Source organism: Pseudomonas sp. RW409, assembly GCF_003184125.1.
Lineage (GTDB): Bacteria > Pseudomonadota > Gammaproteobacteria > Pseudomonadales > Pseudomonadaceae > Aquipseudomonas > Aquipseudomonas chlororaphis_I.
This window is the reverse complement of sequence record NZ_QHHP01000042.1, coordinates 549,453-561,965: the sequence shown is the minus strand read 5'-3', so window position 1 is coordinate 561,965 and position 12,513 is coordinate 549,453. Positions and strand designations below refer to the sequence as shown.

At 62.0% G+C, this 12,513-nt stretch carries 13 protein-coding genes and 1 tRNA gene; 9 read left to right on the top strand and 5 right to left on the bottom strand.

What is annotated here, in order from left to right; translation table 11 throughout:
• Window positions 1–294 precede the first annotated feature (294 nt).
• Both DK261_RS29510 and DK261_RS29505 read left to right on the top strand, forming a co-directional pair.
• Entirely contained in the window at window positions 295–1,491 is a 1,197-nt protein-coding gene (locus tag DK261_RS29510) for an amino acid aminotransferase (protein ID WP_038631265.1), read from the top strand.
• Window positions 1,492–1,625: 134 nt separating this feature from the next.
• Window positions 1,626–1,820 carry a hypothetical protein gene (locus DK261_RS29505; protein WP_009048087.1) on the top strand — a complete coding sequence of 65 codons (195 nt, stop codon included), beginning with the start codon at window positions 1,626–1,628 and terminating at the stop codon, window positions 1,818–1,820.
• A gap of 6 nt (window positions 1,821–1,826) precedes the next feature.
• Here DK261_RS29505 and DK261_RS29500 read toward each other — a convergent pair whose 3' ends face one another.
• Entirely contained in the window at window positions 1,827–2,060 is a 234-nt protein-coding gene (locus tag DK261_RS29500; RefSeq protein ID WP_101282066.1) for a hypothetical protein, read from the bottom strand.
• Between the two features lie 270 nt (window positions 2,061–2,330).
• On the opposite strand from DK261_RS29500, the gene DK261_RS29495 reads away from it, so the two are divergent.
• A tRNA-Asn gene (locus tag DK261_RS29495) sits at window positions 2,331–2,406 on the top strand.
• Between the two features lie 562 nt (window positions 2,407–2,968).
• On the top strand, window positions 2,969–4,126 hold the full coding sequence (locus DK261_RS29490; protein ID WP_053268594.1) for an MFS transporter: 1,158 nt from the start codon (window positions 2,969–2,971) through the stop codon (window positions 4,124–4,126).
• A 55-nt stretch (window positions 4,127–4,181) separates the two neighbouring features.
• Here DK261_RS29490 and DK261_RS29485 read toward each other — a convergent pair whose 3' ends face one another.
• Window positions 4,182–5,720, bottom strand: a complete 1,539-nt coding sequence (locus DK261_RS29485) for a nucleobase:cation symporter-2 family protein (protein ID WP_009048084.1) — start codon at window positions 5,718–5,720, stop codon at window positions 4,182–4,184.
• A gap of 239 nt (window positions 5,721–5,959) precedes the next feature.
• Here DK261_RS29485 and DK261_RS29480 point away from each other — a divergent pair, with 239 nt between their 5' ends.
• Both DK261_RS29480 and DK261_RS29475 read left to right on the top strand, forming a co-directional pair.
• Window positions 5,960–6,379 carry a hypothetical protein gene (locus DK261_RS29480; protein ID WP_009048083.1) on the top strand — a complete coding sequence of 140 codons (420 nt, stop codon included), beginning with the start codon at window positions 5,960–5,962 and terminating at the stop codon, window positions 6,377–6,379.
• Window positions 6,380–6,440: 61 nt separating this feature from the next.
• Window positions 6,441–6,863 carry a DUF4952 domain-containing protein gene (locus DK261_RS29475; protein WP_009048082.1) on the top strand — a complete coding sequence of 141 codons (423 nt, stop codon included), beginning with the start codon at window positions 6,441–6,443 and terminating at the stop codon, window positions 6,861–6,863.
• A gap of 12 nt (window positions 6,864–6,875) precedes the next feature.
• Here the strand turns inward: DK261_RS29475 and DK261_RS29470 are convergent, their stop codons facing one another.
• Window positions 6,876–7,712, bottom strand: a complete 837-nt coding sequence (locus tag DK261_RS29470; protein WP_101282064.1) for an arylamine N-acetyltransferase — start codon at window positions 7,710–7,712, stop codon at window positions 6,876–6,878.
• A gap of 187 nt (window positions 7,713–7,899) precedes the next feature.
• Here DK261_RS29470 and DK261_RS29465 point away from each other — a divergent pair, with 187 nt between their 5' ends.
• Window positions 7,900–8,490, top strand: coding sequence for a GNAT family N-acetyltransferase (locus tag DK261_RS29465; protein WP_110177237.1), 591 nt, complete (start codon window positions 7,900–7,902; stop codon window positions 8,488–8,490).
• A gap of 3 nt (window positions 8,491–8,493) precedes the next feature.
• Here the strand turns inward: DK261_RS29465 and DK261_RS29460 are convergent, their stop codons facing one another.
• On the bottom strand, window positions 8,494–10,056 hold the full coding sequence (locus DK261_RS29460) for a sensor domain-containing diguanylate cyclase (RefSeq protein ID WP_110177236.1): 1,563 nt from the start codon (window positions 10,054–10,056) through the stop codon (window positions 8,494–8,496).
• Between the two features lie 257 nt (window positions 10,057–10,313).
• On the opposite strand from DK261_RS29460, the gene DK261_RS29455 reads away from it, so the two are divergent.
• Window positions 10,314–10,802, top strand: a complete 489-nt coding sequence (locus DK261_RS29455; RefSeq protein ID WP_038631255.1) for a hypothetical protein — start codon at window positions 10,314–10,316, stop codon at window positions 10,800–10,802.
• 52 nt (window positions 10,803–10,854) lie between these two features.
• Here DK261_RS29455 and DK261_RS29450 read toward each other — a convergent pair whose 3' ends face one another.
• Window positions 10,855–11,709, bottom strand: a complete 855-nt coding sequence (locus DK261_RS29450) for a LysR substrate-binding domain-containing protein (protein WP_110177234.1) — start codon at window positions 11,707–11,709, stop codon at window positions 10,855–10,857.
• Between the two features lie 94 nt (window positions 11,710–11,803).
• On the opposite strand from DK261_RS29450, the gene DK261_RS29445 reads away from it, so the two are divergent.
• Window positions 11,804–12,442: an FMN-dependent NADH-azoreductase gene (locus DK261_RS29445; RefSeq protein ID WP_028682984.1), complete on the top strand. Its 639-nt coding sequence runs from the start codon at window positions 11,804–11,806 to the stop codon at window positions 12,440–12,442.
• Window positions 12,443–12,513: the final 71 nt, after the last annotated feature.

Genomic DNA, 12,513 nt, shown 5'->3' with positions numbered 1-12,513 from the left:
AACGAGAAAAAGACCGCAAACGACGAGTGTCGCAGGGAAAATACTGGATTGTGCTGGATGTGGAGGCAAATTCCACAGCTTTCAAGGTAAAGCTCCCAAGCCCCTCTACGACTTTGACGTTGCAATAAGACTAACGGTCGAAAAATAAACCGAAAAACTTGCCGGAAAAGCCCTTTCAGCTGTCGCCGCGCACAGTGATGGCCTCTATACTAGCTCCCCGTTTGTGCACCGCTCTAGTGCATTCGGCTGGAGCGCGACACGTCCCTCCACACTCCATTCAGAGCCGCCGTAATAATGAGCCTGTTCTCCGCTGTCGAAATGGCACCACGCGATCCTATCCTGGGCCTCAACGAAGCATTCAACGCCGATACCCGTACCAACAAGGTCAACCTGGGGGTCGGTGTTTACTGCAACGAGGAGGGGCGAATTCCACTCCTGCGCGCCGTTGTCGAAGCCGAGACGATCCGCGCCGCTCAACATGCTTCCCGTGGCTACCTGCCGATCGACGGTATCGCCGCCTACGACCAGGCCGTGCAGAAACTGCTGTTCGGCAACGATTCGCCACTGCTGGCCGCCGGTCGCGTGGTTACCACCCAGGCCGTCGGCGGTACCGGCGCACTGAAGATCGGTGCCGACTTCCTCAAGCAGCTGCTGCCTGACGCAGTCGTGGCCATCAGCGATCCAAGCTGGGAAAACCACCGCGCGCTGTTCGAAACCGCCGGCTTCCCGGTGCAGAACTACCGCTACTACGACGCCGCCACCCACGACGTGAACCGCGTCGGCCTGCTGGAAGACCTGAATGCCCTGCCAGCCCAGTCGATCGTGGTCCTGCACGCCTGCTGCCACAACCCGACCGGCGTCGACCTGAGCCCGGAAGACTGGAAAAACGTGCTGCAGGTGATCAAGACGAAAAACCTCGTGCCGTTCCTCGACATGGCCTACCAGGGCTTCGGTGACGGCATCGCCGAAGACGCCGCCGCCGTGCGCCTGTTCGCCGAATCGGGCCTGACCTTCTTCGTCTCCAGCTCGTTCTCCAAGTCGTTCTCGCTGTATGGCGAGCGCGTTGGCGCCCTGTCGATCGTCAGTGAGTCGAAAGAAGAAAGCGCGCGCGTGCTGTCGCAAGTCAAACGCGTAATCCGCACCAACTACTCCAACCCGCCGACCCACGGTGCAAGCATCGTCGCCGCGGTGCTCAACAGCCCGGAACTGCGCGCCCAGTGGGAAGCCGAACTGGCCGAAATGCGCCTGCGCATCCGCGGCATGCGCCTGCAGATGGTCGACCTGCTGGCCAAGGGCGCGCCACAGCGCGACTTCAGCTTCGTCGCCCGTCAGCGCGGCATGTTCTCCTACTCCGGCCTGACCGTCGATCAAGTGACGCGCCTGCGCAACGAGTTCGGCATCTATGCCCTGGACACCGGCCGCATCTGTGTGGCCGCGCTGAACCAGAGCAACATCGACGTCGTGACCAAGGCCATCATCCAGGTGATCTGAGCCACGTGCGGTGAATGAAAAGGGGGAAGCTTTCAGGCTTCCCCCTTTTTTGTGAGCCGCCCTCGCCGGCCCGATGCCCACTAGACTGAATCCAGCTTTCCTTCTTCCCCATCGCTTCCCTATCGAGAATCCCCATGAGACACGACGACCTGCGAGCCGACCGCGACGAACTGGACCACTTCCCCCGCCCGCAGAAACGCGAAAAGAACCTGGTCCTGCAAATTGCCCTGGGGGTATTTCTAGGCGGCCTGGCGCTGTGGCTGGTGCAACTGGCCGCCACATCGCTGGCCGCGAAGTTCATGCTGGGCACCTTTACCTTCGGCGGTTAAGAGCGCTCAACCGGCCAGTTCAACGCTGCGCTGGCTGGCGGCATCATCGAACGCCACATACAGCGACTCGGCGACCTGGCCCTTGATGGCCTTGGCGCTTTCCAGCCCCAGGACAAAACCCTCGGCCTTGCCACCTGCACGGCTCAATTCAGCGGCCGATCCGGCCTGGGTAATGGCGTCCCACAGTTTCATGGCCTGGGGACCGACGCCTTTGGGCAGGCTGATTTGCTCGATGCTCATAGGGCCTCCTCAGACAGAGGCGACAGGGTAAGCACTACGGCGGGTAAAAACTTGAACAGGGTCATGAGCGTTACCTTTTCGGCGAGAAGCCGGGAGCGCGTGAAACCACTGCCGGGGCGCCATGGTAGACCTGCGCCGCGGTTCCGGTAACCGTCAATGGGCAAATAGCCGCGGATTGGCGTCGTGACCAGGACCAAACAAGCCCACCCAAGCCAAATTTTGTTTTTGGATGCTTGACTTCTCCTTTTTAATCAGTAAGATACGCCGCATTCCGCGATAGCTCAGTTGGTAGAGCAAGTGACTGTTAATCACTGGGTCCCTGGTTCGAGTCCAGGTCGTGGAGCCATATTCCTACACTGATTAGCCAGCAATACTTCCAGGAGCGCCCTGCTCCTACGGCGAATCAGCTCAGCGTCCCCCTCCCCCAAGATCGATTCACCGCATGCCAGATCGGCATGCGGATAGGCGTTTGCGCTGCGCCCGATTCCGGCCTGTCTCCGATTGCCTGACGCCAGCGCCTGAAGTAGGCTGTGCCCCTTCTCACGCCAGCCGTCACGACTCATGTTTTTTCCCGCACAGTCCCATCACAGTTTTCTCTCGATGAGCCCATCGCAGACCTTCGCGATGTCGCAATCCGACTGCGCGATCAATCGACGCCGCCGCAGCGTGCTGTTCGCCTTCACCTTCTCCCCTCACGCCTGACGCCACCGTTGCGTCCGAACCCGGCGCGGAGCTGATGCCGCAGCGGCCCTTGCCCGCCGCGTACCGATCCATCCGCCGCTTTGCACCGCAGACTCCCGGCCCGGCCTACGCCTGCGTAAGTCGAACCGGAACCCTGCCCGAACCAAAGCGCCGCGCCACCGCAAACCGTCTTTGAGCGCCCGACTCGTCGGGCGCAGGTGTCTTCCATGAACAAAACCCTGTTGGCCGCGCTGATCCTCGGCATCTCGATTGTCGGCCTGAGCATCGGCTCCACCGTGCCGGTCATTGCCTTGCGCCTGTACCAGGCCGGCGCCTCGAACACCCAGATCGGCATCATGTCGGCCCTTCCCGCCGCCGGCATGATGCTGTCGGCGTTCCTGGTGAACGGCCTGTGCCAGAGACTCAGCCGCCGGCAGATCTACCTGCTGTGTTTCAGCCTGTGCGCCCTCAGCATCGGCGCCCTGGAAATCCCCGGGATCAGCCTCACCGGCCTGGGGCTGGCGCGGATCGTCATGGGCTTCGGCGCCGGGCTGATCATCATCCTGGGGGAAACCTGGGTCAACGAGATGGCCACGGACACCGTGCGCGGGCGGGTGATCGCGGTCTACACCACCTGCTTCACGGTGTTCCAAATGATTGGCCCGGGCCTGGTGGCCCTGCTCGGCACCGAAGGTCCAGCAGTGATCGCCAGCGTCAGCGCGGGTTACCTGCTGGCCATTGCGGTGATCTGGCTGACCCTGCCACGCCAGCGCCCTGTCGCCGCCCACGCCGAGAACAAGAGTTTCTCGGTACTGGGCTTTATCCGAGTGGCGCCGGCGCTGTGCGTGGGCATCCTGTTCTTCGCCTTCTTCGATACGGTGGTTCTCTCGCTGTTTCCGGTCTACGCCGCGACTCACGGCTACGCCATCAAACTCGCGGCGCTGATGGTCAGCATCATTCTGCTGGGGGATGCGGCGTTCCAGTTTCCCCTGGGCTGGCTGTCGGACAAGGCCGGACGCGCTGCCATCTACCTGGGCTGCGGCGTGGTGTCGCTGGTGATCGGCCTGGGGCTGCCATTGCTGATGAACTACCCGGCGCTGCTCTGGCCGAGCCTGGTGATACTCGGCGCGGCGGCCGGCGGGGTGTATACCCTGGCGATCATCCTGATCGGCCAGGAATTCAGCGGCCCCGACCTGGTCACGGCCAACGCCAGCGCGGGGTTGTTGTGGGGTATCGGCAGCCTGCTGGGGCCGCTGCTCAGCGGCGCCGCCATGAGCGGCAGCGCCCACGGCCTGCCCTTGGCGCTATCAGCGGCCGCCGCCGTGGTGGTGCTGTTCGCCTTGTCGCTGGTCCGGCAAGGGCTGCCGGACCGGGTCGCGGAGTAACCGGCCACCAGGCCTGGACTGATTGCGTCCAGCCTGGCGACTCGATCAACCGGCCCTAGACCTTGCTGGCTTGGGCCGCGCCCGAGGCATGGGCCGAGGACTGATGAGCAGCCGCAGAGTGCTCGCCATGGGAGGTATCCAGCACCGGGATCTCATTACCCTCGGCATCGTGCAGCTTGCCGCCGCTGAAATAATCGCCTTCACGCAGCGCCGCCAGGTCCTGGTAACGCAGGGTGCGCTCGGACGCCACGGCGAACACCGACTGCTGATCCGAGTTGCCCAGGGTGAAGTGGTTGAACGTCAGGTTCAGCGCGATGGCCATGATCGCCGACGAGCTGATGCCGGAATGGAAGATGGTGGCGAACCAGCTTGGGAAATGATCGTAGAAATTCGGCGCAGCGATGGGAATCATGCCGAAGCCAATCGAGGTGGCGACGATGATCAGGTTGACGTTGTTGCGGTAGTCGACCTTGGACAGGGTCCGGATACCGCTGGCCGCCACGGTGCCGAACAGCACGATACCGGCACCGCCAAGCACCGAGGTCGGCACCGCGGCGATCACCCGCCCCATGAACGGCAGCAGGCCGAGGATCACCAGGAACACCCCGCCGGTGGCCACCACATAACGGCTCTTGATCCCGGTCACCGCCACCAGCCCGACATTCTGGGCGAAGGCGCTCTGGGTAAAGGAACCGAAGATCGGCGCGATCATGCTCGACAGCATATCGGCGCGCAGGCCATTGCCCAGACGCTTGGAGTCAACCTTGGTGTCGATGATCTCACCCACCGCGAGGATGTCGGCCGAGGTCTCCACCAGGGTCACCATGACCACGATGCACATCGACAGGATGGCGGCGAAATGGAAGGTCGGCATGCCGAAATGAAACGGCGTCGGGAAGCCGAACATCGGCCCCTGGGTGACCATGGAGAAATCGGCCATGCCCAGGAACACCGCGATGATCGTCCCCACCACCATGGCCAGCAGGATCGACAGCCGCGAGATGGTCGCGCTGCCGATCTTGCTCAGCAGCAACACCAACACCAGGGTGATCGCCGCCAGGCCGATATTGGCCATGCTGCCGAAGTTTTCCGCATGGCTGTTGCCACCCATGGCCCAGCGCGCGGCCACCGGCATCAGGGTCAGGCCGATGGTGGTGATCACGATGCCCGTGACCAGCGGCGGAAAGAACTTGGTGATGCGTGAAAACACCGGAGTGATCAGCAGACCGATCAGCGAGGCGGCGATCACCGCCCCGAGAATCGACTGGAAGCCCCCTTCGCCACCGCTGCTGACAATCGCCACCATGGTCGCCACGCCCGAGAAGGACACGCCCTGGACCAGCGGCAACTGACAACCGAAAAACGGCAGGCCGAGGGTCTGCAGGAGTGTCGCCAGGCCGCCGGCAAACAACGACGCCGCGATCAGCAGACCGATGTCCGCCGGGGCCAGGCCAGCAGCCTGGCCGACGATCAAAGGCACCGCAACGATACCGCCGTACATGGTCAGAACATGTTGCAGGCCGTAAGCCATATTCGCGCCAAGACCGAGGTTTTCATCTTCAGGCCGTTGCGGTGAAACAGAGGGCGTTTTCATGGTTGGGGGGTTCCCTGGTTTTTGTTATGGGGCACACTGTATTCAACAGTAGAGACAAATGTCTATAGAGTTGTATACACTTTATTCGACACAGCCCAACCTCATAAAACCGCGATACCCGATAACCCGCCCCCGCCTTTCACCTGCCGAACACTGCGCCAGACACCCTGATAGAATCCCCCGCCTCCAAAGGGCGCCTACCCAGGCAACGCCCTTCGTCTACGCATGGAAGCGCTTGAATGAATCATCTCCGCAATAGCTTCAGCCTCGCCTATGGCAGCTTCCGCACGGTCGTGGCCTTACAGGGTTTTGTCCTGGCCATGTACAGCGCCAGCTTCACCGACAGCCTATGGCAAGGGTTCTGGGCTGGCCTGGGGACCTTTGCCCTGTTCGTCGCCGGCGGCGCGATATTCGGCTTTCTGCCCATGGCGCTGGTGTTTACCCCGCTGTACGCCCTGCTCTGCGCCAAGGGCCTGGCCAATTGGCTCAGCAGCCTGCTGCTGGGATTGACGATTGCCGGAGTGCTCTGCCTTCACCCAGCCTTGCGTTTGCTGATGCCGCTCTGGCTGCTGGACAGTGCATTGATTGCGCTGCTGACTCACTGGACGTATCGCCGGCAGCTGAAGGATGGTGATGAGCAGATGCCTTTATGGCGCTGACCCTGAGCTGCCCGGGGGCCTTGCTCAGCAAAAGACTGCTCAGCCTGGAAGGAATCGCCACATGAACAGATGCCTCTCGATCCTGATCAGCCCTGCATTGTTGATACTGGCGTCCAGCGCCCAGGCCGCGCCGGTCTGCGGCGATTTCCTGGTACAAATCGGCAACAAACCCACCTATATCGAGTTCCTCGAATGTCACGCCGAACCCGAGTTGCAAACCAAGCCGCTGCGCGCCACCTATCGCCTGGCAGGGCGTGATGCCCAGGCTGCCGAACGCTACCTGGGCGAGCAGTTCCGGATGCCGCCCCTGCGGCGCTCCTGTTGTGTCTGGGATGCGCCGCCTGGCTTCTACCGCGACCCGCGCAACCAGTTGGGCTACAGCGTATTCATGGGGTCGGCGGAAACCTTCGTCGATCGCCGCGAAGCCTGGGGGGATATCGACTATTTCTATCTGACTATCGACCTCGACACCGAGGAACCCTGAAGCCCGGACCGATCAGGCCGGTTGCGGCAGCGCGAGCAATTCGCCAAGGACCTCTCGCAGCCGCGGATGTTGCGGAACCCGAATGGCGAACTCGTTCTGCAACAGGGCAATCAACTCGTCGGGGTCGGTGATCTGCCGCCGCTCGCTGTCCTGGCCCAGGCGATGCACGGCGTAGCTGCCGTTATTCAGGGTCCGGCGCAGGCCTTCACCCATCAGCGCGACTTTCAGCTGACCGAGAAACGGCGAGTTCTTGTGGGTCGAGACGAACCAGTTACCCATTTCGTAATCCACGGCTTCCTGCCGCTGCAGATCGAATACATACATCGCCCGCCACTCGCCGGCGACCTTGGCGCGCAGGGTGTAGCTGCCATCACGCTGGGTGATGCGATAGGGCTCGTGGGGCGTGGCCTGCTCGTCCTCGGTATCGAGCAGCAGCGGCGCGGTGGGCACCATGCCGCCAAAGCCGACATCCGAAACATAACGCACGCCGTCCAGGGTCAGCAGCACCAGGCGGTGAGCGCGCGCGGACCAGGCATCTTCCGGCCCGCCCATCACCACCCGCCCGGTAATGCCGCGCGCCTCGTAGCCCAGGTGCTGCAACAGCACCTGGTACATCTGGTTGAGTTCGTAGCAGTAACCGCCACGGCCCTCATGCAGGACCTTGTGCTCCACCGAAGCCAGGTCGATCGGCACCGGCACGCGCAACAGGGTCGACAGGCTTTCAAAAGCGAAGGTGCTGGTGTGGCGCAACTGCAGCTCGCGCAAGGTCGCCAGGGTCGGTGGCGGTGCACTGTCATAGCCGAGCCGTTGCAGGTAAAGCGCGAAGTTCATCAGGTGGGGCTGACTCATGGGGTTGTCCTTATGCATGAGGTGTCGCATATCGGCGCTATGTATAAGCCATTAATGCCCCGAACCGACAATTGATTTGGCCAATATCCCTGCTCGAAACAGCCCATTAATGGACCTTGCCAAGGCTTGGGCGTGTGCCTGTAATAGGCGGCCGAAGCCCCCTGCATCACTGCCGGAAAAACCTGTCATGGAAACACTGGAAGGCCCGCGAATCCTCCTGCGACCGCTGCAACTCTCCGACGCCGACGCCCTGGTCAAGGCCGCCGAGGATGGCCAGTTGTGGAACCTGCCGTTCACCGTGGTGCCGTCCAGCGAGACTGTGAACGATTACTTGCAGATTGCCCTCGGCGGCCGCGATGCTGGCACAGTCCAGCCCTTCGCCACCGTCCTCAAGGCCAGCAACGAGGTGATCGGCTGCACCCGCTTCTGGAAGATCGACCGCAAGAACCGCAAGCTGGAAATCGGCAGCACCTGGATCGCCACGCGCTGGCAGAAAACCTTCGTCAACACCGAAGCCAAGTACCTGATGCTGCGCCATGCCTTCGAGGTGCTCGGCTGTGTGCGAGTGCAATTCACCACCGACGAAATCAATGAGAAATCGCGCAACGCCATCCTGCGCCTGGGAGCCAAGCAGGAAGGCATCGTGCGTCATGAACGGATCATGCCCGATGGCCGCAAGCGCAACTCGGTGCGCTTCAGCATCATCGACGATGAGTGGCCACAAGTGAGGAAACAGCTCGAACGCAAGCTGGGCTACCCGGATCAGGACCAAGCCTGACTGTCAGCGTTCCGAGCGCGCCAACGGCTGGTTGACGCTCTCGATCGCCACCTGATTGCGCCCGGATTTCTTGGCCTGATACAGCGCGGCATCGGCGTGTTCGAGGAACGCCTCGATGCTGTCGCGCCCGCTCGGCACGAAGCAGTAGCACCCCAGGCTGAGAGTGACCCGGCCAAAGGGCGAGCCGGTGTGCGGGATGTGTTTTTCCATGACGCTGCGACGAATCTGCTCGGCCATGGCGAGGGCGCCCGGCATCTCGGTGTCAGGCAACAGCACCACGAATTCCTCCCCGCCATAACGCACCACCAGGTCGGCCTTGCGCTGACAGCAATCCCTCAGCACCTGAGCCACCTCGGCCAGGCACTGGTCTCCGGCGACATGGCCGTAGGTGTCGTTGTAGCGCTTGAAAAAATCGATATCGAGCATGATCAGGCTCAGCGGGCTCGCCTGCCGCCCTCCACGCCCGAACTCGGTCTCCAGCGCCCGCTCGAGCAGCCGGCGATTGGCCAGGCCGGTCAGGCTGTCATGGGTCGCGATCACCTCCAGCGCCGCCTGCGCGGCCCGCAGGTCCGCCTCGATGCGTTCGCCGTTGCGCAGCTGATGCACGAACACCCAGCCGAACAGGCCGATGCCCAGCACCACCAGGGCGACAATGGCGCTGGACTGGTAGGCGCTGGCATACCAGTCCTTGAGGACCGCATCCTTCGAGCTGGCCGCGCCTACCACCAGCGGGTAGGCCTCCAGCTGCCGATAGCCATAGAGCCGCATCTTTTTGTCGACCAGCGAACGAATCATCGCAGTGCCCGAGGGCGCCTCGGGCAAGTACTTGCTGAAAATCTCCCCGCGCGCCAGGGACGCACCGATCTGCCGCTCCTCCAGCGGGCGCCGCGCCAGCAAGGTGCCATCGGACAGGGCGAGGAACATGGTGCCGCTGTCATCGATATCGAAGCTTTTGAAGAACTGGTCGAAATAGGCCAGCCTGATGCCGGCCAGCAATACGCCCTCGAAATTGCCCTGCCTGTCGTTCAGCCGCCGTGTCAGCGGAATGATCCACTCACCGTTTTCCCGGCTGCGGATCGCCGGCCCGACATGAGCCAGCAAGGAAGTGTTCTGCTGATGAAAGCGGAAGTAGTCCCGATTGGCCACGCCTTCGCCGCGGGGCAAGCGATCGAACGAGGTGACCACCCATTGCCCCGTCCGGTCGAACAGGAACAGCCCATGCATCTGTTTGAGCGCCTGCGCCCTCTGCGCAAAGATCTTCTGCAGGAAAGGCTTCTGCGCCGGGCCATAACCGTCCTTCTGAATCCAGTCGGCCAGGCTGGCCAGCACCAGGTCGGCCTCGATGAAGGTGTCCTCGGCCTGTTGCGCCATGGCCCGGGTCAGGTTCGACGAGGCGACCTGCGCCCGCGCCATATCGTAGTGATAGGACTGCGCCAGCTGCAGATAAAGCAGGCCGCACAGGCACAGGCAAACCATCGAAATGAATACCACCGCGGCCTTGAGCAGCGGCAGCCGCTTCAAGGTTCGATCGGAAGAATGGTGAGGATCGTGAATCGGGATAGGCAAAGCATCATCCTGGCAAGGTAAGGCATGCGATGCAGCCGGGCTGGCCAATCCTAAGAGGTAATAGCGGACAATTCAGGGTGGCACCGTCTGAAAATGTAGAGCATTTTTCTGATGCCCATCAGGGATATATAAAAAACACCTCGTCACAATACAAGCATCGTCATCCAGCAGAGGGTCATGAATCGCTGGTCACCGTCCGCCAAGGTAAAGTACCTTCAGAGACTACACTTACCCTCACATCACGATAGGAAATCGGAATGAGTAAGGTCGATGAACTCGCCGCAAGGCTGAAACAAAAACAGGACAGCTGGGCCAAGGAAGACATCTCGGCAGACAAGGCTATCGAGCTGTGGCCTGCACAGGTCTATGAGATGTACCACCAGGTCGAGACCTGGCTGACACCCTTGTCAGAGGTCGGCCTGAATATCCGGCGCGTCCCCACTCGTGTGTTCGAGAGCCACTCCTCTGGCGCCACCTTCAACTATGCCATCGATCAACTGCTGATCGAGGGCAACCATAAAAGCATCCTCCTCGACCCCATCGCCCGCTTCACCACCGGTGGCGCCGGGCGTGTCGAAATCCATGGCAAAGGCCCGGAGCGCTACATGCTGCGCAGCGGTAGCGAGCATGGCGAGGGGCACTGGCTGATCCAGACGGTTCCAGGTCCCGGTAAAACCAGGCCGGACCCGCTCGAACTCAATGAAGACACCCTGCTGTCGGTGATCCAGGAAGGTCTGGATCTCTGACCTTCGCTCAAGCGACTGCCCCTTCGGGCAGTCGCGCCGCTGAGGCCGACGGCTAGACCCGCCGCGCCGCACAATAGGCCACGATCACCCGGGACAACGCAGCCACTATGCCCTGATCGGCATCTTTGGCCGTGAACAACCGAAACTCCGCATCGGGCAATGCCGGCAAGCCATGCTCGGCCCCTAACACCGCAAGCCCCTGCCCCACCTGACTCGTCGCTATCGGCGCCACCGCAAACCCGGACAGGGCGGCCGTGCGCAACGCCGCGTTGCTGGGGCAAAGCATTGCCGTACGCTGGGCGATTCCCGCTTGCGCCAGACGCTGCAGGGCCACCGCCCGATAAGGGCATGGCTCGGGAAACAGCGCCAGCGGCAAGGGTGTCGGCAAGCGCCCGACCAGGTACGCGGAACTGGCCCATACCAGCGGTTCCTGCCACAGCAGCAGGCCCGACTCACGGGTTTCACACAGCGAACCGATGACCACCTCAAGACCGCCCTGCTGCATGCGCTCCAGCAGCGTGCCGGGAATATTCACTTGTACATCGATTTCCATGCCCGGGTACTGCGCCGCGAACTCCTGCAAAAGGCGCAGCAGGCGGGGCTCGACAAAGTCCTCGGACATGCCTATCCGCACCCGGCCGTGAAACGGCGAACGCGTCAGCTCGGCCCAGGCATCGCGGTTCAAGGCGAGGATGGCGCGGGCATAGGCCATCAGGCGCTCGCCATCGGCGGTCAAATGCTGGGAACGCGTGGTACGGGTCAGCAACGGCTTGCCAACCTGCTCTTCCAGGCGCCGCAGATGCCCGCTGACCGCCGACTGCGTCAGGTGCAGCCGCTCAGCGGCACGGCTGAAGCCTTCCTCGTCCACCACCGTCACAAAAGTCTTGAGCAACAGAACATCGAACATATAGAGATACGTGATCAATCAGCCATTTATTTACGATTTATATTCCGCCAAGCGCTATGTTGCAATGCCGGCATTCCTCCTCCGAGATGCCGTCATGACCCGCCTGTTGCATATCCAATGCTCCCCCCGCAAAGAGCGCTCCGCCTCGCAACAAATCGCCCGCGGTTTTATCGACCGCTACCAGACCCACCATCCCCACACCGAAGTCAGCACCCTGGACCTGTGGAGCCTGGACCTGCCGGAATTCGACCAGCACGCCATGGACGCCAAATACGCCGGCCTGCAAGGCATAGCCCTGTCCCCCGACCAGCAAGACGCCTGGAGTACCCTCGAAACCCTCGCCGCCCACCTGCACAACGCCGACCTGCTGGTACTTTCCGTACCCCTGTGGAACTACAGCATTCCCTACAAGCTCAAGCACTTCATCGACCTGGTCACGCAGAAAGACATCCTCTTCAGCTTCACCGCCGAACACGGCCTGCGCGGCCTGCTGCACAACAAAACCGCGGTCGTCGCCTACGCCCGCGGCCTCGACTTCTCGCCGCAATCCGACACACCAGCAGAGCGCTTCGACTTCCAGAAGCCCTACGTCGAGGCCTGGCTGAAGTTCGTCGGAGTCACCCAGGTGCACGCGTTGATCGTGGAAAAGACCATCCTGGGATATGAGGTGGATCAGGCGGCGCGGCAAGAGGCTGGGAATCGCGCCAGGGAGTTGGCAGATTGCTTCAAGTGATTCAAATGCAGCGAAAATTCGCCTAACCAAGCAGCTATCGGACCAAACAAAAAAGCGGGCGATCTTAAGGC

Excerpts from the sequence above, each read along its gene's own strand:
- DK261_RS29510 (WP_038631265.1), top strand. The coding sequence starts at position 295 with ATGAGCCTGTTCTCCGCTGTCGAAATGGCACCACGCGATCCTATCCTG.
- DK261_RS29505 (WP_009048087.1), top strand. The coding sequence starts at position 1,626 with ATGAGACACGACGACCTGCGAGCCGACCGCGACGAACTGGACCACTTC.
- DK261_RS29500 (WP_101282066.1), bottom strand. The coding sequence starts at position 2,060 with ATGAGCATCGAGCAAATCAGCCTGCCCAAAGGCGTCGGTCCCCAGGCC.
- DK261_RS29490 (WP_053268594.1), top strand. The coding sequence starts at position 2,969 with ATGAACAAAACCCTGTTGGCCGCGCTGATCCTCGGCATCTCGATTGTC.
- DK261_RS29485 (WP_009048084.1), bottom strand. The coding sequence starts at position 5,720 with ATGAAAACGCCCTCTGTTTCACCGCAACGGCCTGAAGATGAAAACCTC.
- DK261_RS29480 (WP_009048083.1), top strand. The coding sequence starts at position 5,960 with ATGAATCATCTCCGCAATAGCTTCAGCCTCGCCTATGGCAGCTTCCGC.
- DK261_RS29475 (WP_009048082.1), top strand. The coding sequence starts at position 6,441 with ATGAACAGATGCCTCTCGATCCTGATCAGCCCTGCATTGTTGATACTG.
- DK261_RS29470 (WP_101282064.1), bottom strand. The coding sequence starts at position 7,712 with ATGAGTCAGCCCCACCTGATGAACTTCGCGCTTTACCTGCAACGGCTC.
- DK261_RS29465 (WP_110177237.1), top strand. The coding sequence starts at position 7,900 with ATGGAAACACTGGAAGGCCCGCGAATCCTCCTGCGACCGCTGCAACTC.
- DK261_RS29455 (WP_038631255.1), top strand. The coding sequence starts at position 10,314 with ATGAGTAAGGTCGATGAACTCGCCGCAAGGCTGAAACAAAAACAGGAC.
- DK261_RS29450 (WP_110177234.1), bottom strand. The coding sequence starts at position 11,709 with ATGTTCGATGTTCTGTTGCTCAAGACTTTTGTGACGGTGGTGGACGAG.
- DK261_RS29445 (WP_028682984.1), top strand. The coding sequence starts at position 11,804 with ATGACCCGCCTGTTGCATATCCAATGCTCCCCCCGCAAAGAGCGCTCC.